This window comes from Shewanella inventionis (assembly GCF_014641855.1).
Lineage (GTDB): Bacteria > Pseudomonadota > Gammaproteobacteria > Enterobacterales > Shewanellaceae > Shewanella > Shewanella inventionis.
Map to the genome: position 1 here is coordinate 12,913 of NZ_BMII01000008.1, position 20,300 is coordinate 33,212.

Here is a 20,300-nt window from a genome sequence, read left to right on the forward strand (position 1 = left end):
TTCTACCCCATTGTTCTCATGCTACGGCTAATCTCATTTAGCTCTGCCATATCATCTTCGGATAACTCAAAATCCATGTTATCTTCATAATCATCTTTTATGGCTTGCGGTTTTGCTTGTGCTTTCTCCACGACTTCAGGGGCTGTATTAACCTTTTCAACAGCATTGCTAGTGGACGCTTTTGGGCTAATATTTTCTTTTACTTCAGAGTTCAACCCTCGTACTCTTAAAAATGCTTCAGTTGGCAACTCGCTTAAGTCGTAAATTTTTTGATTTGTTGTTTCAGTGTTGAACGCGGTAACCAATTTAGTTTTATCTTCTTGAAGTTGTGCAGTTGTCAGATAAACATTCATCACTTTTGGTTTACGTACCTTACTCTCGCTGCCATCTTCATCTGTGACGAACTCAACCTTGTTAAGCATGTTGGTCCAAACTGACATGATGGTTTTTGGTTTTAGGGTACCAACAAACGAGGCATCCTTTCCTTCAGACTTTATTTCATCTGAGGTATAGAAATATTGTTCTGAAGTGGACTTAGCGACGAAATAGCTAATCCCAGGAACAACCTCTACAGTTAGATCGCTGCCAAGTAAGTTATCTACTGCACCATCTTTGAAGATCACCTTCCCCATACCATCCTTGGTGAAATGCTCAAATGATTCTTCTCCAGTGCAATTTTGCTGCTTACCGGCACCTGCAGATTTTTTTATGCCAGTGATTTCAAAGCTCATTACTTTTTCATTAGTATCACTAGACATAATCCGTAACAAAGCTATTGAGCGATTCGCTTCAACACCTAATTTGGGCTCTAAGGCTTCTACAATAAGGGATTTGATTTCATTGGCGCTTTTGACGTGACGAAGGTCGAGACTTTTGGCTAATTTTGGAATATATGAGTCGAAAACAATGTACGGTGGCTTATCCCCATATTGCCTTACTGCTTTAACAGTCGAAAAATTGCTTACTAAAGCTTGATGACTTTTCCTAATAGTGCTCTTTGCCCACTCTGCAGTATAAGAACCGTCTTCTTGTTTTTTGCAGTCCATGAACATTATCACACCGTTTTTCGGCACACTGTATTCGAACTTAGGATCTGCACCTTCTTCTAGAGATTGAAATCCTGCAACGGTTGGTTGATTTGGATTGGATGATTTATTTATCCGAAAAACCATCTTTTCCTTTGTAAAATAATGATGCCCAATTACAGAGGAGTTTCCCGCATCGTTTGGGTCAATATCGTAACCTTCGACTTGAACAGGAATTGTAAGTCGCTCGCTACGCCCTTTGCTTGTTATCGCTTTGTTTACTGCTTTTTCGAATAACTGTAATTTAGACATCACTCTCTCCATAAATGAACGTATCAAGAACATGTTAAGTATAGACTGAGTTTATTCACATATCAAACAGGATTACATTAATGGTCATTTATCAAAACAAGTGGTAGAACCTGTTTTTTTGTCATAAGTGAAATTTTTTTAATTTTTGGCTTATTAATTTTTTAAAATTTACAGTTAAAAATACCGAAAACAGTATACATATGCAGCGGTTTACATTTATTTACAATGACTTATACAGCTTTTGTTAACAAAATAATAAATAAAATTACGCATTGATTTAACTTCTGATGTTTGTTTTTATAGCGCTGTGTGAAAAATTAATTCAAAAACCACACATTTAATTGTCGTACCAAGGAGGAACAAGTGTTGAAAGATTCAAACAACGACATATTGGCTTTTATTGAGTTTTTTGGAAAGATTTCTGAGTCTGTTGCAGCGGGATATAGTGACATTGAAATAGATGCAAGACCTATCCAGAGGGAATGCAGCGAACAATTGTCTTATTTGAAACGAATTTGTGATGAACTACATATAAATCTTACTATCTTATTATAACCATTAAACTATTTATTTCGACACTCCATGATATCATGGAGTGTTTTTTTATTATATTTACGATACTCACTCCTTATCTTTTTTCTCAGCTTTGCCTGCTCCTTTATCACCGCCCTTTCCAACAGAAGCTGTTAATTGGGTTATATTATTAGAAAGCATTCCTGCCATAACTAATGTTTTTTGCTGTGCCTCATCCTCACCCATGTCTCTATGAGTTTGATTTAACCCCATCATAGAAGCAATCATACTTGGTAGTTCCCAAGTCATTGAGTTCGATTTGTAAAATGCAACTAACATTAGCACGCCGTAAATAGCCAGTTTCCCAAATCCGGTGACAACACCAAGAGCGCTATTTGAACTGATGGCATCAAAAGTGGGATAAAACGTCAAATTAATGAACCATGCGACGACTTTTAATAAAGCCTGCCCGGTAAAGAATCCCATCACCATTAATGCTGGCCTTATTGCTAAATTAATTAAAATTTCAAAACCTTTGCCGGCGCGACCGAATGCATCATCGCCATCAGGGTGATTCATCATCGCAAATCCCATCGGGGCAGCATAGAATGTTGCTAGCGCGTACATGAAATATCCCATAATCGCGATTTGCCACATGATGTATGGTATTGCAGGGACAATTTCTGCGTAAAAAAATGCTAAGCCCAACAGCATATAAGTGCCTGTTGTTAAAAAGCCGATCAACGGCTGAAATAGTGCTCCAGCACCGGAAAGAAACGGAATTGCATTTGTAGTACCAGAAGCCCCGCTAATCGATGATGTTAATAAAAACCATACAGCAGCAGTAGTTTCAATAGTCCTTCCCATTGCTGCCATCTCAAGCACCGGGTCAGGGTGACCTTCTATATCTCGAAACATGTTTGCAACAAAATTTACCGTAGAATTTCCTACCACGGATAACGCTTGTGATGGGTCGTCACCAATCTGAACTTGAGACATAATTTCTACGGCGCCGAAGTGATTATATGACGAGCGATCTTTTATCCAGTCATGTGCTATTGTTTTTACTGTCTGACTGTATTTCATGAACTCTTTATAGGCATCAACATCGTCATCCCAAAACCATAGTGAGGTTGGTTCATTCCTGGTTATCGAAGGAAGGAAACCATGAATTGCGTTTTCAACAGCACTCGCTCTCATTATTAGTGGATAGTGCAAAGCGCCGGTATAAGCAAACCCTAACTCGCCAACCATTTCTATAAATTGCACAGTTGTTGCATTGTTTGTCGCCTCCAACTCTAATCCTTGACGAACAACAGCATCGACTCTGGCAACAAAACTAGAATATGCAGATTCTAATTGTTGTTGCTTCGAGGCTCTAACTTCTTCAGACATATCGGTTGCGGCGTCATAATCAAACAACCAACCTTCCACACCATCAGAGCCAATAATAGGATCGAATGAGTTCCAAGATTCGGCTATAACTGGCCCAAGGAGAGAGTTCATCCTATGTTCCATTTGGAACCTTAAATTATTAATTGGGTTAGCCCTATTTACGGCTGTAGTGTTCGATAATTCCAGTTCAAACGTCCCACAAATACCATCTCTACCAACTGAAAATTTTTGAACCCTTCTTTCATAGCTTGTTGGACGATTGAGGTTCCCGCTTGTTATTGTGTAAGTGTCAGTATCTGTTTTAATACTCAAATAGTCTGTTCCATAGGTTCCCTCATGGATAAATGATGCATTACAGATCTTTGAGTCAAGCAAGTTTGTAAAAAACTTCATGTAATCTGGCTTAATGCCATCTGTTATTGGTGCCGATACAACTTTTGCTGAGCCGAACTTTAATACTGCACCCCCCATCCCAACACCAAGCAAGGCAATCCCAAGCACTGACACCTGTATAAAAGATAAACCACCGAACCCAGGGAAAGGCTGCATACCAACAATCGAGAATAATGAGCGTAAAGGAACCATATACGAGTCCCACTTCTTGCCCATGAACTCACCTTCTACATTAGTTTTAATTAAACCTATAAACATCCAGTATGAGGTTAAAATAACACCAACGACCATTCCCATAACTGCCATCAATGACAACATGTACGTAATTAAAGTGACATTTCCGGAACTGGCTCTTCCTGACTGATCGTTTTCAAAATATTTTGTCGCAACCAAAGCAGTATCACCAAGTAACTGCCTGTACATTTCTAAAGCCAAATCTCCTTCACCTGGACCAGAGAAAAATCCAGGTGGAATTAGCCCTACTTCAGCTTCGGTCACGACGTTTGAAATAGGTTCTTCTGCCTGCATTATTACTGCAGGGTTTTCAGCATATGTAGACTCAGAATCTTCTGCAAATGAAACACCTGAAGCACTGAGGCAAACAATTATCATGATGTGGAAAAGTAATTTTTTCATCATTATTTAGGCAAGTTACACGGTTAATTAGTGCCGTAAGTGTTTCTTGCACTCTCCATTGATTGAGTTAATGTTGCGGTGTATATGCTGAGTTTGGGCAGATATCTTGCAAACAGAACTTTACCCACCTTGCGAACTGAAACCTTTTAAACTTCACGCCCGAGGTTTGACCTGTCAGCCTTTTTAAAGCCGCGTCATCCAAAGACTGTGTAATTGCCTTCATAACCTAGTTATTCCATTTGCTTTAATCTGGTGCTAGTATATGTATTAAATACATGTTAAGTAAAGTGTGCGACTGATTATGTTAGATGATAGAAGCTTAAAAGATTGGCTTGTAACACTCGGTAACACAGCAAAAGCCGCTGTGGACGCGTCTTTGCGTGAGGATTGGCCATCGGATGAAGATAAAGATATAAAGGAATTAATTGAAGACATATCATCTGCACTTAATGACATCACTCAATCAAATGAAATTGAAGTAATAAAATCTTTAGACAACTCAACTTTACTTGGCCTATCGGCGCTTTTCTCATTTCCCCGAACGCTACGTTTAATCAACATTTTAGGTACCGCAAACCCAGATAAACTAGCAAGCTTGACTGATAAAAGCTTAGTTGTTGATGAAGAGTCAAAGCAGTTTATTGAAATGCTATATGTAAGGATCTCCTACACAGCACGTACATTTTTAATGTTGAAAATATTCAGTAGCGAGCGGGTTAAAGTTATTTTTACCAAGCTAAATGAGAACATTAAGCGTCAAACCCCTCAAAATATTGAAACTGCTCAACCGGTTACTACCGAGCCTGTTACAACTGAACCGCCACCCGATACCGCACAAGCACAAGCACAAGCCATCACAACAAACGAATTTGATGATGATGGAATAGATTTTGATGAAATTATTAAACCCGATGAAGAGAAATCTGATGAAAATTAAAGTAACTTTAATATCTTGTTTTTTATCTATTGCATCGTTTAGTGGCGTTGCAGCAGACTCATGCTCTCAGTCGGCGCAAGAGTCTCACCAAGATAAATTTGAACGATTCATGATTGATGAAGTACCTAGCCTATTGGATTCCTGTGGGCTAGGCGATTTAGTTATTGATATGCCTACTATGCCAAGTTTTGGTGCAGATTTATTCTGCGGATTTGGCACCAACGATCTGATGGGTTTCTATGGTGATTATAGTAGCAATAGCTTCCAAACTGGCAGCAGCAGTAGTGGCAGTGGTACATCGACATCACCTGTAGACATATCAACCCCAATTATATCCGCTCCTATTGATACGACACCTATTATACGACCTCCAACTACGGGTAATCCTCAAGCACAACCAAGTGAAAAATGGGTTCCAGCAGATTTATTTAAAAACAAGTAGATATTAACTATGGCTCATAACAAGTTCGGTATATCAGCTGGCGATGAAATTAGTAAAGACAAAGTTGTTCGCCACTACAAAGATCCTATAACTGAAGTTATTTTGCTTTTTAAGGGCAGAAAGTACGGACACGTTCTGATGGTGTTGGGTTTAATATTATTTATTGCTCCGACTATCACTAAGATCTTATTCCCCCTACTAGTTATTATTTGGCTTTTTTGTAAACCTGAACTTTTAAGTATGCCTTTATATGTTCCCGCAGGAAGCAAACAGAAGGTAGACCCCAACGATTGGGTACCGAGTAAAAAAGGCAGAGTCCAAGGTAAACCAGCTGGAGTTCAATACCTTGGTGTCACCGACGATGGTGACGAGGTTTGGAATACAATTGAAAAAACAAGGAGACACCTACTGTTCCTTGCTACTACCGGTGGTGGTAAGTCGGTTGGTTTGACTACCATGACGATCTCAGGCGCATTAGTCATGGGCTCAGGTTACTCTTATACAGACGGTAAGGCCCAATTAGACCTTAGTATTGAGCATTTATCTAATGCGATGCGTTTTAACCGTGCGCTTGATTTTCTCATGATCTCATACATTACTGGAGGACAAGACATTTGGGGTAGGACTGAGCACCAGATGTCTAACACATTTAACCCCTATTATTCTTCTAGCTATTCAGACATATCCGAATTACAAAAATCGCTATTAGATGGTGATGGTGACATTTGGGCAAAGCGAGCTGAATCTTTTTTATCTGCATTGACTAAAGTCATGGTTTATCGTCGAGATATGGGTGAAATTCAATTATCTGTAAGCTCATTTATCCCTTATTTAAGTCTTGAGGCTGTCGGTAAGTTGGCAGGCAGAAGTGACCTTCCTCCAGTAGCATCATCTGAATTGGTTGAGTTCATTCGAACCATTCCCGGTATGACTGAAGCTTCGTTTAGCCAACTACTTAAAGGTCAGTCGCCACAGTCTACAACGGTATACGATCAGTTTGGATTTATTACAATGCAGATCATTCCTTTGCTGAATATGCTTGTGGGCGACTACGCATTCATTTTTCAATGTCTTATTGGGCAGGTCAGCATGAAAGATTGCGTTTTGAACAGACGAATCTTAATGGTTCTTTTACCTGCCTTAGAAAAATCTCCTTCATCGCTTGCAAATTTAGGCCGCATTTCTCTTGCTGCTCAAAAGTCTATGATGGGTTCATCTCTTGGTAGTCAGTTTGAAGGCGATGTACAAACCAACATTAAAAACTCAGCAACTTCTGCCAGCGTGCCTTATTTATCCATCAATGACGAGGTAGGTTATTACTTCGTTGACGGTACTGCAGTTGCAGCCGCTCAGTCCAGATCGCTTTTTATATCAATGGTTTATGCAGCGCAAGACCTACCCGGTATGCGCAGATTATCAGAAATGGCGAGCAAAGAAACCGACTCTGTTATTGGTAACACAGTAACTAAACTTGGTGGCTTTTTGATGGATAAACAGTCAGTGGAAATGTTTAAGGATCAAATGGGCGAAGCTTACACAGTTGAAGAAGACCGCAAAGACATAGAAAAGGGTGGTGTATTCCATGGCAATCAAGTGGCCAATCAAGTTAACACTGTTCGCCGTAACCGCGTTGATATTCGGGATTTCAATACACTTATTGAAGGTGAGGTCTACTTACAGCAACAAGACCGATTTTTTAAAGTTAACATGCCTCAGATTACAGCAAAGGAACTAAAAATCACCGCACTTAATGATTTTATCCCCTGCCCTAAATTTAACCCAAACGAACTTTCTATATTACTCGATGGAGTGAACCAGTACAGTAATGCTTTCATTAAAATCTTAGAGAGCGGTAGCAAAGTCGAAGTGAACCGTGGTTCTGAGAGTGAATTATTAAACATCAATAGTGATTTTCTCCTTGCTGAAAAAGCATCAGTTCCTAATGATCTACAAGCTGCTGGTGTATTTATGATTTTTCTTGAGAGGCTAGAAACTGAGTACAACAACATATTTACTTCAAGTTACGCCAAGGCATCTACCCCGATCGAAAAACCCGTCGAAGAAAATGACACTAACGAGAAAGTAGAAGACCAGATCACGGCAGACGATAATTTTGATGCACAACCATTCGACTCTGATACTTCAAATGAGTTTGCAAGTGATATCGAGGAGGAAGCTGAAAAAACTGCTCTAGATAACAAATCCTTGTTCGCAAACATTTTCTCAAGTGGACTATTGGATAAAGAGGCTCTATCAAGTGATCTTGAGGCAATCAACTCACTTATACAGCCACAAAAATCACCTGAAGCAATCAAGAGTGTCACCAGTAAAACAATTGAGAACATTGCTGATGTTTCTGGCTACCCAGGCAAGCAACGACTTAAAGCAAACCCTGACTTACAGTTACAACTACTAAAACGCCTCAAAAAAGACCTTTCAAATCGCTAATTGGAGATAATGATGAACATGAATACAAATACAGCTCAACTTATAAACACTGAAAATGACACGCCCAGAATTAGTGTTGTTGAAAAAAAGCCTCAAACTGAATTTAAATCAGTTGCAGATTTAGCAAATGAGTTTCGTGCTAACTACAAACCATCTACTAAACCTAACTTAGAGGCTCTTAACTATACAAATAGTCTTGGCGTTACGTGCGTAGATAAAATAACCGACGAACATACACTTGAGTTTAAAAACCTACTCACCAACCTTTCAGTAAAGTTAGCAAATGAACTGGGGTTAAGTGTGACTGATATTATTTGCAAAGTTAATGATGACCAGACAACATTAAAAATATCCCTCAACGCCTCTACAATAAACTTCTTTGGCCTTGACCATTATGGTCGATCATATTTATCTCATTGTGCATCATTTGGTTTTAGCCCAGAGTGGCTTGGAGTAAAATTCAAACCGAATAAAACAGATATGGTTATTACTGGATACGACCCAGAACGCGAACGTTTACGCATTTTTAATGGCACATCAACATTGTGGGTACGTGAAATATCATTCCAAAACATCCGCAAGTTTTTTAATAAAGATGCTTAACCTAACAAAAAAGCCCTTAACGATCGTTAAGGGCTTTTTTATAAAGATATTGGTTTAATCGCTGCTTAGTTTACATAATGCTATAACTTCAGACTTCTGCTCTATTGTTTTATTAAACAGGTTTACAATCGTTTCATTTTTGGACAATTCATTATCTGTTACCTGAAACCCCACAGCGGCGCCATTAGGACCAACCAACCTAGTTATAATCATGTTTTCATCGAATTCTGCAGTAGAAAAATCATAACCAGAGTGGCGCAATATCGCCATTAGCTGCACATTTAACAAATCAGACTTAGATATGCCACGCGATGACGGGCTACTTGAAGGTCTGATTTTTTTTGCTAAATCATTTTTGGTGTTTCTGATAAGCTTGTCCGACAATCCGATAACTGCCGCGAAATCATCCAACTGCTCTGCAGACTGAAGCATCAATGCTGCAAAATTTTTCCTAGCTCTGTCTTTGTCATCCATTAGTGTTAACTCGGTTTATTGTCAAAAGATGGTACAGGCTTTTCCCAGCACCAGGGAGAGTGAAATGATTTGTGGTGGCATACCTTACATTTCTGACCATGTTCCTTTTGTTGTTTATTGTTCATAGCTCACCTCACCTCTATTTATCTATTTAATTACAAACTGTTTGACATCGCAAATTCTTCGCTTAATTCGGCCTCAGAATAGCTTGTCACAATACTTTCCGCGTTAATGGCTAAGTCGATATCTAATGCGAACTTTACAGCCCTTAAACGCTCAATAAACTCGCTCGTATCTAAGTTATTTAATTGCTCAAGCGTCAATACGTCGAAAGATTTTGAAGTAACCACCTTTTCAATTAATTTATCAACATCATCTTCTTTAGTATTCCACTTCTGGGTGCCAAAGTATTCATAGGCTTCGATAAACTTACAAGCTAACAGGCTTGGATCTATGTTTTCTAACTGCAAATAGCACACAAGCTGGTCAATATAATCAATACATTCTTGTTTTAAAATATTTTTACCCAGATGCTGTGTTATAGAACTAGCCAAACCATCCTTGCTGACTAGCAGCCTCAACTCTCTGGTAAAAGTGTTTTCATCCAACCCATATGAGTTATTAAGTTCTCGGCCAAGTTCGGTAAAATGACCTACATTTACCAGATTGTTTTCTAGCCGTTCCAAAAAAGTCATATCAATAATATTTAATAACCCACGGTTTCCATCAAGACGTTGATTTATTGGCGACCTTGCAAGTTGGTTCGATATGCCTTCCCACAACTGTTTTTCACTTTCTGACTTTGCTTGATTTTTAACGACCTCATTGCCGTCAGCATCAAAAACAACAAGGTTGCTCTTAGTAAACTTAACCCTAAACGGCTGATGAGCTATCGTTAGCGATAAGTCCAAATCTTCCGTAACAGTTGCGTCTGAAAAATATTTCCCTAACCTGGTAATCATTGCTTGAGATACTACCTGTTTATGTATCTCCTGCGAGAAGCCCAACAATAATAGTTGTTCTGCTTCACGTTCTGTCACATCTACCTTAGACGTTGCTGAAAACTCTATTGGTACATTTTTTAATATGGCAATTTGATTTGTGCTGAAACCTAAATTGCTATTCATCAATTCAACAGTATAAGCCAATAAATCACTTGCATGACCAATGGCATCTTGTAACTCAACAAGCTCGTTGTATTTACAGTCATTTAGTGTTTTATAAACTGAGAGCATGGGGTTTTTCCTCTATCAATAAAGGTGGCTGTTCCCACAACACTACTGTTTGTGCAAGAGGTAGATTACTTTTCTTGGCAAACTCCACTACATCCGCATTTGATATAAAACTTGTTTCATCACAACAATATAGCAATGAGACAAACTCAGGTTCTAATACTTTTTCATCAAGAGCTTCAACCTGGGCTTTTAAAAACCTCTGTGACACTCCGACCGGGTAAGTTGTTGCTATCAGTTCAAATATCTTATTTACTGCCTCACGATGGACACTCGAAACGAACGACTCTAACAATACGTCAGATTCTATTAATTCATTTACCGCTTCGTAAAGCCAACTATGAGATTGCAGTATCATTTTATTGTTATCATCTAAATAAGACACCAAAGCCTTAATGTAATGCCTCAACTCTACAGTAGGAAATTGAGTATTTTTAAATAATTCTGATGGTCTGCAGGATAAGACTTCATTTAAATTGACCCCATCATAATCGATCATTGAAATCTCACTTTCAATTGATAGTGAGATTCTTGGTATAACATTGTCACTTATGTTGACATAAATATCTTCGATTCTGGCATTACCTATAGTTAAATCTATCACCTCACCGTTGGCGTTTAATGAACTAACCTGGATCTCTGTCCCGCACGTTAAATTGATCACGTAATTATTAATCGCATCACACTTTATGCTTGCAACTTCATTAGGGTGTTTACTTAATTTAACTAACTCTGCTAATGATACAAAAATTTCGAATTCTGAGCTTATGCCAATGTCATTAATTAAATTTATACCCTCATCAGATACAAGTTGCACGAAACAATCAATTGCGTGTTCATTTGCCTCATCAAGAGAATAATCATCTTCACAGTCATCAACTGAGTAATAATCCGATATTTGTGAAACAACTGATTCTAAATCAATGCCTGTGCCATCAAGGATATTGTAATATTCTAATGCAGCGAATATTGTTCTAGCAAAGTTCTCCTCATTAGAAGCGTTTTCATTGATGCTAAAACAATCAGAATATTCTTGACAGGCTAGACAAATAACCTCGTCTATAAAATCTGTAAACGATTCACTTTCCCTAGCCTCAAGTAACGAGGCGATACTAACCTGATTAGCTATAATTGCCTTGCTGCGTAAACCTTTGATCTCATGCAAACTAATCATATTCATCTCGCTCTGTAAAGGGGTAGAACGTCTACCCCATACCGATTAATTTACTTTCGTACTCTAGCTACCAAAGCTAACGCAAATAGCGATAACCAGCCTAACGAACCACCAGAGCTATCTTTTTCTGGCTCCACTGGGTCAACAGGAACTGTTGGGTCCGTTGGGTCCGTTGGGTCCACTGGGTCCGTTGGGTCCGTTGGGTCCACTGGGTCCGTTGGGTCCGTTGGGTCCGTTGGGTCCGTTGGGTCCGTTGGGTCCGTTGGGTCCGTTGGGTCCGTTGGGTCCGTTGGGTCCGTTGGGTCCGTTGGGTCCACTGGGTCCACTGGGTCCACTGGATCATTTGCCACGATATTAATTTGTAACTCATTAGCTTCGGAATCCACATCTAACAGCAATGGCAGCACAAGCTTTGCAGTGATTTCTGCATCTTCCGCAAGAGTTAAACCATCACTAAAATCTAACGTAACCACTTTGGTTTCTTCACCAGGTGCAAATATAACGTTAATATAATCTTCTACAAAAACCTCGGTGGCGCTAACCACGTTACCCCACTGATCTTTGTCTAAAATTAAGCTGCCATCAATATACAGGTTTACTTCTGTTTCAATGTTAAGGTCACCGTCTCGGGAGATTGTTACGTTAACCCCGTCATCACTGACTGATACTATTTGTGATAGTTCATCATCAATAAATACAGTCCCTACTACGTTCATTTCATCAGATATATTCGCTATGTACGGTGTTGCTATGTCTACTTGTTTTGCGTTATTTCGATCTGATTCATCACCACAAACTAGGCCGTTATTGATAACATTTGGTGAGCTAAAAACATTAAAGCCATTTGCAACATGATACATCACTGATGGTTGCACGTTATCATTAGCATCAATGCCACACGATACAGCCGCTGACGCTCGATTATAAATAGTTTGATGAAAAGCATCGCCGTATTCACGCTCATGTCCAGCCAGCAAACCATGCCCTAATTCGTGTAATTCTGTGTATCCACAGCCACCTTTATTGTCAATGCTCATGTTTTCTCTGGCAACGATAACTGCACCAGCACCAGCACCAAAGTTAGAACCACATAAACCAGAAATTTCATCTGTTTTGCCCGACACATGTAAAATAGCATCAGCTCCCGCTTTTTTTAACGCGACTGTAAAATTGGTTTTATAGTCATTTAAAAGGTAGCCATGTGTGTGTTCCCACAACGTCGAAGCAAGGTTTGCAATGCCTGAGTAATAGCGTCCGTCATCACCTACAAACTCATACATTGGGTAATCCCAACTTAAATCTTTAGGCACGAAATACTCTGGCATTGCTTCATAAAGGTATTCTTTATCTGCATCAACAATGCCTTGTTGTTGTTTTTCATACCAGTCGCTTATATCAATTTCTGTAAATGACACTAACTTAACTCTGGTATTTAACTTTGAATCAATAAACCCCTGATTCATTAGATCAACAGTATCTGATGCATAGCGATAGAATGCGCCTAGGGTGCGCTGCATTCCAAGTGAAAATGGGTCGTAAACAAAAGCCAGTTGAATTTCAGTCTCAGAAAGGTCTGCTGGCTCTCTTTTGCAAGCTGCGTCAAAATCGTACTCATCACAGCCATAAAATTTATAAAATGTTGATGTTTTAATTTCTTTATTTTGCTCATCACCATTCGAGTTCAAAGATTGCGGAATAGCTTTATCGCCATAAATACGTTGAATCTCTTTAGAACGCTTCACTTTTTGTGCATGTAACTTCGCATCTCTAGAGCTTAGTTTCTGCATTTGCTCTGGCGTAATGTCAGTACGGAAAGTTGTAGCATTAGCATTTGGAGCAAGAAGCAATGCAATAGCAACGGTCGATAGAGTAAAGCGATTGAAGTTGTACATTGAATAACCCTCACGTTTTGAATTAACAACATTATTGCAGGCTTTAAGCCTACGGTCAACGGTTTTTTATATTTATTTATGACCTTATAAGTATACTCAGTGTAACCACTAACCCACAAAAATAAAAGAAAGGGTTGTCCAATTAGAGACAACCCTTTATCTGCTTTGACATATATACAATAAATATCAATCTTATTTATTTAACACATCTTGAAAGCGCATTAATTCAAAAAAATCACTATCATTTAACTTAACAGTAAGATTGTCATCGTCCTGCAATTGAGCTGCTAATTTTAGAATAAAATCGCGAACTTCGGTGCTTATAGACTTAGGGATAGATTTACCCTTTATTGCTAGTTTGGTAACACGCTTGGCTGGCACAATTTCACTATCAGCAGGTTCTGAAAGTACATCAATTTGTATTTCATCATCTGCATTATCTGTTCCTGCGTTATGAATTTCATGGCCAATTTGATGTAAAAACTCAAGATCTTTACTATCAATAGCGTCATCGATATCAAGTTGTACTTCATGATAGCCAGGTTCAAGCTTTCTATTAGTTCCATTGTCTACTTTAACTTTTTCAACAAAATCCATAATTTCAGTAACTTTGTCATCATAATTGATTTTATCATTGCCTGAATCGCTGCCAACTCTATGCGCATTATCATTTTGATTACTTTCTTTGTTTATCGATGTTATGACAGACATTACATTGTCACCGTGTTCTTTAAACAATTCCCTTGCATACGTAGGTGATATAAGATCGTTACGCACCATATTTTTCAATCGCTCTGGCATACTAAGCAAATCCAGCAAATGACCCACATGCGCTGACGACTTGTTTATTTTTCTACCAATTTCTGAGTTATTTAAGCCTTCATCTTTCAATCGTGAAACGGCATTGGCTAAGTCAAGTTGGTTTAATGGAAGTCCATTTGCTGTATCTATCATCAATAATACTTCGTCTATCTTGTCTCCTTGAAACTCATTAACCTCAAATTCAGTTTTTCCAGCTTCAATTCCACCTGCAAATCGGTGGTGACCGTCCCTAACAATACAGATGTATTCACCATCCTCATTAAGCACCACTTTTACGATAATTTGAGGAATAGTTTTATTGTCTCTGTATGCTTGAGCAAAGTTTTTCACATGTTCTTCATTTAAATCTCTGATATTAAACCCTTCCTCTACATAGATTTTATCTGAAGTTACTATGTATGAGTTCAGAGTGCCGACTTTCATTTCGTTCGGTGCAGAGTGCTCTTTTTCATATTTGAACATATCACGTAAACGTGATGGCTTTAGCTCTTCATATTTAGTGTTGATAGTATTAAACATTTTAACCTCGATGCACTTTTCGGATACTGGATAAGTATAAAACTGATACAAACTTAAAGTAACTTTAAGTTTATTGCAATATTTATTTTTTTGAAAAAGTATCATTTATAGGTTGACACGCTGTAGGCTTTAAGCCTACACTGAATTGGTTGTAAATAATTAACTATATAGGAAACATGATTATGAATGCCTCCAATGAAAATCGTAGTTCAGCTTTAACATCTGTACTTGCACAAATCGAAAAACAATTTGGCAAAGGTTCTATTATGAAATTGGGCGATGATCGAACAATGGATGTAGAAACTATTTCAACAGGGTCCTTATCTTTGGATGTTGCTCTTGGTGCTGGAGGACTCCCATTTGGGAGACTATCCGAGGTGTTTGGCCCCGAAAGTAGTGGCAAAACCACTTTAACATTGGAACTGATTGCATCAGCTCAACGCCAAGGTAAAACATGTGCCTTTATTGATGCTGAACACGCATTAGATCCTATCTATGCTAAAAAGCTAGGCGTGGATATTGATAACCTACTTTGCTCTCAGCCTGATAACGGTGAGCAAGCGCTAGAAATCTGTGATGCCTTAACTCGTAGTGGTGCCGTAGATGTGATCGTAGTAGATTCGGTAGCAGCACTAACTCCTAAAGCTGAAATTGAAGGCGAAATAGGTGACTCCCACATGGGACTGCAGGCGCGTATGATGAGTCAAGCAATGCGTAAACTTGCGGGTAACATTAAGCAATCAAATACCTTGCTTATCTTCATTAACCAAATTCGCATGAAGATAGGTGTGATGTTTGGTAGCCCAGAAACCACAACTGGTGGTAACGCCCTGAAATTCTATGCGTCAGTACGTTTAGATATTCGTCGTGTTGGCGCGATAAAAGACGGCGAAGAGGTAATAGGCAATGCAACCAGAGTTAAGGTTGTTAAAAATAAAATTGCAGCTCCATTTAAGCAGGCTGAATTTGAGATTATTTATGGGAAAGGGATAAATAAAACCGGAGAAATTCTTGATATTGCCGTAAGCAATGGAATTATTCAAAAAGCCGGTGCCTGGTTCGCATATGATGGTGACAATATTGGACAAGGCCGTAAAAATTCATGCGCTACACTTGAAAAAGATCCAGCGCTTCTTTTAGAAATTAAGCAAAAAGTCCTTGATTGCATTCGCAACAATTCACAATCTGTACCATCAGTTAACTCTAAGTCATCAACTGATGCTGAAGTAATTGACCTTGATGTTGACGAAGAACAGATAGAAGCTATTTAAATTATCTATGTCTTTAATTTAGTTGCCTTTATTTCGTCACTGAGCCAATCTCTTTTTGGTTCAGTGATCATAACCACTTAACTGGATTTTTTATGAATATAGATTATGAAATAACCAAAGCACACATGTTGTCATCAGGTTGGAAATTGGTTGATTATGCTGATAGCAATGTTTTTGATTCCGTGTTCTTCTATATTGTTGATTTTAGTCTTGGCTTAGTAAAGCTAATCACTATGAAGAACACTGACGTGAAAAAAGGATTGGATAAGATTAAGTTTCTTCCACTTAACAGCTTAGTCGGTGGGGTATCACAAATGGTACTCAAATGGTCTAGCACTGGTCTTGAAAATGATGAATTAGGTCAACTTGGTTATACATTAGTAAATTACTTTAGTCAGACGAAAACCTTTAGAATTTACAATCAACAATTTCCACAAGATAACTCACATGACAATCTTCATGTTGTCTTTAACTTGTATCGCCAGAATCGTTCAGAGCATATATCCATGCGACCATTTATCATTGGCCAGGACTGCCTAGTGCGTTCAGCAAAAGAGATTGTACATCATGCTCGAATGGTTCGTCACATTGATTCACAACAACGTCCAAATGATCAATTCCTTGTCACAGACGGCATCCTGCTTAATTAATCCCCCATTTTTTTATCCAATTAAAAAAGTCTTTTAATGAACTCTAAAGAAGAAGAAGTCACCGTGAGGTGACTCTTCTTTTAGAAGAATGATCTTTGGTCATTACGTGTGTTTTATCTGTAATTCTACCTGTTGCAGATAGTTGTTTATAACTCAGCAAAAGTGCATTTTTTTTAATGAGACAATAAATGAATTTTTAGAAGGTTATAAAATAGTGGAATACACTAGTATTAAGTGTGATTTTATTGATAAAAGAACTGTTTTGAAGGATTTTGGATAGATCTATGCTGTAAAGGCTATTTATTTTGAATTTTTTAGCGCTTCGACAGCTTGTTTGTGTCGTTGGGCAACAGGTATTCCTGCTTCTTTGAGTATATTTAGCATATTGATGTAATCGGGGTTTTGTACGAACTCGTCAACCTGGCAAGCACTTGGCTTAGCACATCCACCTATGTAGTCATTAGCATTAATGCCTTTATTGATAGTAAATTGTCCTACTAGGCCTTCTAAGATCTTATTCTTGGGAATAGCAACAGTTTTGCCTTCAACTGCATTCTCTGAACTTGGAGTTATTTTTGCTAAAATCCCCTCTGCAGATTTGCTTAATCGCCGCCTCACTGATGGCCTTAACTGTTTAAAGTCGTTGGCAATTTGCTTCATTAGGTCATTTTTAGTTTTTTCATTATTTTTACCACTATCTTTATTAACTGACTTTACTGCTGCCTTCAATGATTCATACGTAAATCCTATACGTATGTAAAAAGACTCAGTTAAAATTATTTGTGTCGGGGAATACTCTTTTGTTAGTGGGTTAAACTTCGTATGTGTCACTAGATCACCAATAGCTGCTAGGTAATCTAGAACACGATAGACTGTATATCGCGATATATTACACTGAGATGCGATGTTTGATACATACACATAGTCAGGCATCGCAAATAGAACCCTGTTGCCGTCGCTTGTTTTGGTTGGGGTCAATTGTGCGTGGTAGGCTAAACATGATGTAACTGCAGATATAGCTGCTAAAAAACGTGTACGAACTCTTGTTCTTAATTTTAATAGATTGCGAAGAACCAAAATAGACTTATCAGCCTGCCATTCGTAACTGCCAGCCATAGCCACCATTCGGTTAATTAACCGGTGGCGTCTTTTAGGTGGGTTAAACTCAGGTAGTTGATTCTGCATTCTTCGTTTGAGCAAATTAATAATGATCTAGTGCGATCGAATTTAATCGATCGACCTCAACAGATCAAACCAGCTCAAAACAAGTACGAAGTTAATAAATACAATGGCTTACGATTATATTAAAGATAAAACACCTCTTTTATACCTAATTTTGTACCCTTAAACTCAAATTGCGTTCCCTTAAACTCAAATTTCGTACCCTTAATATGCACCCTTTCACAACTTTCAATATCTAAAAGCAAAAATATAATATGCAAGCTGCTGATATTTAACAAAAATAATAGAAAATGTTTTCTTCGTAGTTAGTTTTCAATGTTCTTATCATGCAATTTGATATGCAATTTGTTGTGAAATTTGTCTTAAATACTTGATTATTAGCTAGCGTTAGTCATTGTTATTTAACAAAAAATTATATTTATGTACCCTTAATTTCAAATTGCGTACCCTTAATGTATTTTATGGGCGTAGAACATAGTTATAAAACTTAAGCTATTGAATATTAAGGGTTTTGTTACAGTCGATTCTTTTGAGCATATTGCAATTTGTTTTATTACCCTTGAATACCACTCGCTTGAGGCAGGCTGAGTCCTATAAAATACTAATATGTTGCTTAAAACTTAATACAGCTCGGTCTAGCCTTAAGCCCTTCAGAGTAAGGTAAGTATATGTAATTACATGATTAGTGGTAACCTCATGTTTACTCTTCATCCCAATCATATTTATATTAGCTGTTGTTGGGTTTACATATCCCAGGAGAATTTTAATTTCAAAACCCTGAATAATAAACCTATTAACTATCAAATAAGTTTATTTTTGGTGCGTGGAAACAAATCAACATTTATTGCCTGGTGTTCTACGAGTGGTGCCGGTTAACGCGTTAACCGATTTTATACGCCTTGTGTTGTGGCAAGCTTATTGGTCTGTTGCGGTAAGAACGATGTCTACTGTCGTTGCTATGTAAAGGCTATATTGTACGGAAATACTAGGTTAAATAGTCCTTAACCCCTGCCCCGTGATGTGATGATGTTGCAGTAGTACAAGCTGTTTAACTGGTTTGAGCAATAATCCCATAGACACGCAATCAAAGAATTGTCACCGGTTAACGCGTTAACCGATTTTAAAAATCTACTGTCGTTGCTATGTAAAGGCTATATTGTACGGAAATACTAGGTTAAATAGTCCTTAACCCCTGCCCCGAGATGTGATGATGTTGCAGTAGTACAAGCTGTTTAACTGGTTTGAGCAATAATCCCATAGACACGCAATCAAAGAATTGTCACCGGTTAACGCGTTAACCGATTTTAAAAACCTACTGTCGTTGCTATGTAAAGGCTATATTGTACGGAAATACTAGGTTAAATAGTCCTTAACCCCTGCCCCGAGATGTGATGATGTTGCAGTAGTACAACCTGTTTAACTGGTTTGAGCAATAATCCCATAGACATGCAATCAAAGAATTGTCACCGGTTAACGCGTTAACGGATTTTAAAAACCTATTGTCGTTGCTATGTAAAGGCTATATTGTACGGAAATACTAGGTTAAATAGTCCTTAACCCCTGCCCCGAGATGTGATGATGTTGCAGTAGTACAACCTGTTTAACTGGTTTGAGCAATAATCCCATAGACACGCAATCAAAGAATTGTCACCGGTTAACGCGTTAACCGATTTAATAAAGTTTTGTTGTGGTCCTATATTATTCTGGTTCCGGTAAGAACCTGGTCTAATGCTATTGCAATGAAAAGGCCACGTCGTATGAACGAAGATGTTATGGTGTAGCGGTAGGTAACGCCGCTTAATTGGTTTAAGGCTTAACTTCATACACACGTAATCAATCAATTGTCACCGGTTAACGCGTTAACCGATTTTAAAAACCTACTGTCGTTGCTATGTAAAGGCTATATTGTACTAACAAAAAGGTGATTAGCATTTCTACTAATCACCTTTAAATAACGTAATTTCTTAATTATCAATCAACAGTTTCTTCTTCGCGCCACTTGTCAGCTTCTGTTTCACATAGAAATACAGTTGCAACAGATTGAGCCAACCTCCATTTCAGTTCATTGCCTGTGCCACCAGAAGCTTTGTAATCCTCAAAATTTTCGAAATAGCGATAATTAGGATCGGCTTCATCAAACCCTACTTGCAAACGCTCTAAGCGAGTAAGGCATAGCATTTGGATTGCTCTAGAAACATCGAGTGGAATAGCCCTGTCGCCCTTTTCCCAACGTTGCCATGTTCTCGGCTCACATTCCCCAATTAGTTTAGCGGCTTCATTAACTTCAAGAAACAGTAAGCGTCGTAGTTGTTTTAATTCATTATTAGTCATTATTCCAACCTGAAAAAAAGCGACGATACCGCCGCTTTTATCAATAGTC

General features: G+C 38.3%; 17 protein-coding genes. 8 read left to right on the top strand and 9 right to left on the bottom strand.

Features of this window, described 5'->3' with window-relative positions; translation table 11 throughout:
* Positions 1-2 precede the first annotated feature (2 nt).
* The gene (locus tag IEW93_RS05885) at positions 3-1,337 is read right to left on the bottom strand and encodes a hypothetical protein (protein WP_188737908.1); all 1,335 of its coding nucleotides are present in this window, start codon (positions 1,335-1,337) and stop codon (positions 3-5) included.
* 363 nt (positions 1,338-1,700) lie between these two features.
* On the opposite strand from IEW93_RS05885, the gene IEW93_RS05890 reads away from it, so the two are divergent.
* Positions 1,701-1,892: a hypothetical protein gene (locus tag IEW93_RS05890; RefSeq protein WP_188737909.1), complete on the top strand. Its 192-nt coding sequence runs from the start codon at positions 1,701-1,703 to the stop codon at positions 1,890-1,892.
* 66 nt (positions 1,893-1,958) lie between these two features.
* On the opposite strand, the gene IEW93_RS05895 is transcribed toward IEW93_RS05890, so the two are convergent.
* On the bottom strand, positions 1,959-4,277 hold the full coding sequence (locus IEW93_RS05895) for a DotA/TraY family protein (protein ID WP_188737910.1): 2,319 nt from the start codon (positions 4,275-4,277) through the stop codon (positions 1,959-1,961).
* A 373-nt stretch (positions 4,278-4,650) separates the two neighbouring features.
* Between IEW93_RS05895 and IEW93_RS05900 the strand changes: the two genes are divergently transcribed.
* From IEW93_RS05900 to IEW93_RS05915, 4 genes are read left to right on the top strand one after another with little or no spacing between them, the layout of a single operon-like run.
* Complete coding sequence (locus IEW93_RS05900; RefSeq protein WP_229706625.1) at positions 4,651-5,211, top strand: type IVB secretion system protein IcmW; 561 nt, start codon at positions 4,651-4,653, stop codon at positions 5,209-5,211.
* The gene (locus IEW93_RS05905; RefSeq protein ID WP_188737914.1) at positions 5,201-5,653 is read left to right on the top strand and encodes a hypothetical protein; all 453 of its coding nucleotides are present in this window, start codon (positions 5,201-5,203) and stop codon (positions 5,651-5,653) included. The genes IEW93_RS05900 and IEW93_RS05905 overlap by 11 nt, the downstream gene beginning before the upstream one ends.
* 9 nt (positions 5,654-5,662) lie before the next feature.
* The gene (locus IEW93_RS05910; protein WP_188737916.1) at positions 5,663-8,101 is read left to right on the top strand and encodes a type IV secretory system conjugative DNA transfer family protein; all 2,439 of its coding nucleotides are present in this window, start codon (positions 5,663-5,665) and stop codon (positions 8,099-8,101) included.
* Positions 8,102-8,119: 18 nt separating this feature from the next.
* On the top strand, positions 8,120-8,704 hold the full coding sequence (locus tag IEW93_RS05915) for a hypothetical protein (RefSeq protein ID WP_188737918.1): 585 nt from the start codon (positions 8,120-8,122) through the stop codon (positions 8,702-8,704).
* A gap of 54 nt (positions 8,705-8,758) precedes the next feature.
* Here the strand turns inward: IEW93_RS05915 and IEW93_RS05920 are convergent, their stop codons facing one another.
* From IEW93_RS05920 to IEW93_RS05940, 5 genes are all read right to left on the bottom strand, one after another.
* Positions 8,759-9,178, bottom strand: a complete 420-nt coding sequence (locus tag IEW93_RS05920; RefSeq protein WP_188737920.1) for a hypothetical protein — start codon at positions 9,176-9,178, stop codon at positions 8,759-8,761.
* 155 nt (positions 9,179-9,333) lie between these two features.
* Complete coding sequence (locus tag IEW93_RS05925; RefSeq protein ID WP_188737923.1) at positions 9,334-10,413, bottom strand: hypothetical protein; 1,080 nt, start codon at positions 10,411-10,413, stop codon at positions 9,334-9,336.
* Positions 10,397-11,590: a hypothetical protein gene (locus tag IEW93_RS05930; protein ID WP_188737925.1), complete on the bottom strand. Its 1,194-nt coding sequence runs from the start codon at positions 11,588-11,590 to the stop codon at positions 10,397-10,399. The genes IEW93_RS05925 and IEW93_RS05930 overlap by 17 nt, the downstream gene beginning before the upstream one ends.
* Before the next feature lie 44 nt (positions 11,591-11,634).
* Positions 11,635-13,476 carry a GlyGly-CTERM sorting domain-containing protein gene (locus IEW93_RS05935; protein WP_188737927.1) on the bottom strand — a complete coding sequence of 614 codons (1,842 nt, stop codon included), beginning with the start codon at positions 13,474-13,476 and terminating at the stop codon, positions 11,635-11,637.
* Positions 13,477-13,668: 192 nt separating this feature from the next.
* Positions 13,669-14,817 carry a ParB/RepB/Spo0J family partition protein gene (locus tag IEW93_RS05940; protein WP_188737929.1) on the bottom strand — a complete coding sequence of 383 codons (1,149 nt, stop codon included), beginning with the start codon at positions 14,815-14,817 and terminating at the stop codon, positions 13,669-13,671.
* A 182-nt stretch (positions 14,818-14,999) separates the two neighbouring features.
* On the opposite strand from IEW93_RS05940, the gene recA reads away from it, so the two are divergent.
* A complete protein-coding gene (recA, locus tag IEW93_RS05945; RefSeq protein ID WP_188737931.1) occupies positions 15,000-16,088 on the top strand; it encodes a recombinase RecA in 1,089 nt (362 codons plus the stop codon).
* A 92-nt stretch (positions 16,089-16,180) separates the two neighbouring features.
* Complete coding sequence (locus tag IEW93_RS05950) at positions 16,181-16,738, top strand: hypothetical protein (RefSeq protein ID WP_188737934.1); 558 nt, start codon at positions 16,181-16,183, stop codon at positions 16,736-16,738.
* 300 nt (positions 16,739-17,038) lie between these two features.
* Here the strand turns inward: IEW93_RS05950 and IEW93_RS05955 are convergent, their stop codons facing one another.
* Positions 17,039-17,923 (bottom strand): RepA family replication protein, encoded by an 885-nt coding sequence (locus IEW93_RS05955; protein ID WP_506344876.1) that lies wholly within the window; start codon positions 17,921-17,923, stop codon positions 17,039-17,041.
* An 820-nt stretch (positions 17,924-18,743) separates the two neighbouring features.
* On the opposite strand from IEW93_RS05955, the gene IEW93_RS05960 reads away from it, so the two are divergent.
* Positions 18,744-18,884, top strand: a complete 141-nt coding sequence (locus IEW93_RS05960) for a hypothetical protein (RefSeq protein ID WP_188737938.1) — start codon at positions 18,744-18,746, stop codon at positions 18,882-18,884.
* 1,007 nt (positions 18,885-19,891) lie between these two features.
* Here the strand turns inward: IEW93_RS05960 and IEW93_RS05965 are convergent.
* Positions 19,892-20,251: an Aca2/YdiL-like domain-containing protein gene (locus IEW93_RS05965; RefSeq protein ID WP_188737940.1), complete on the bottom strand. Its 360-nt coding sequence runs from the start codon at positions 20,249-20,251 to the stop codon at positions 19,892-19,894.
* Positions 20,252-20,300 lie beyond the last annotated feature (49 nt).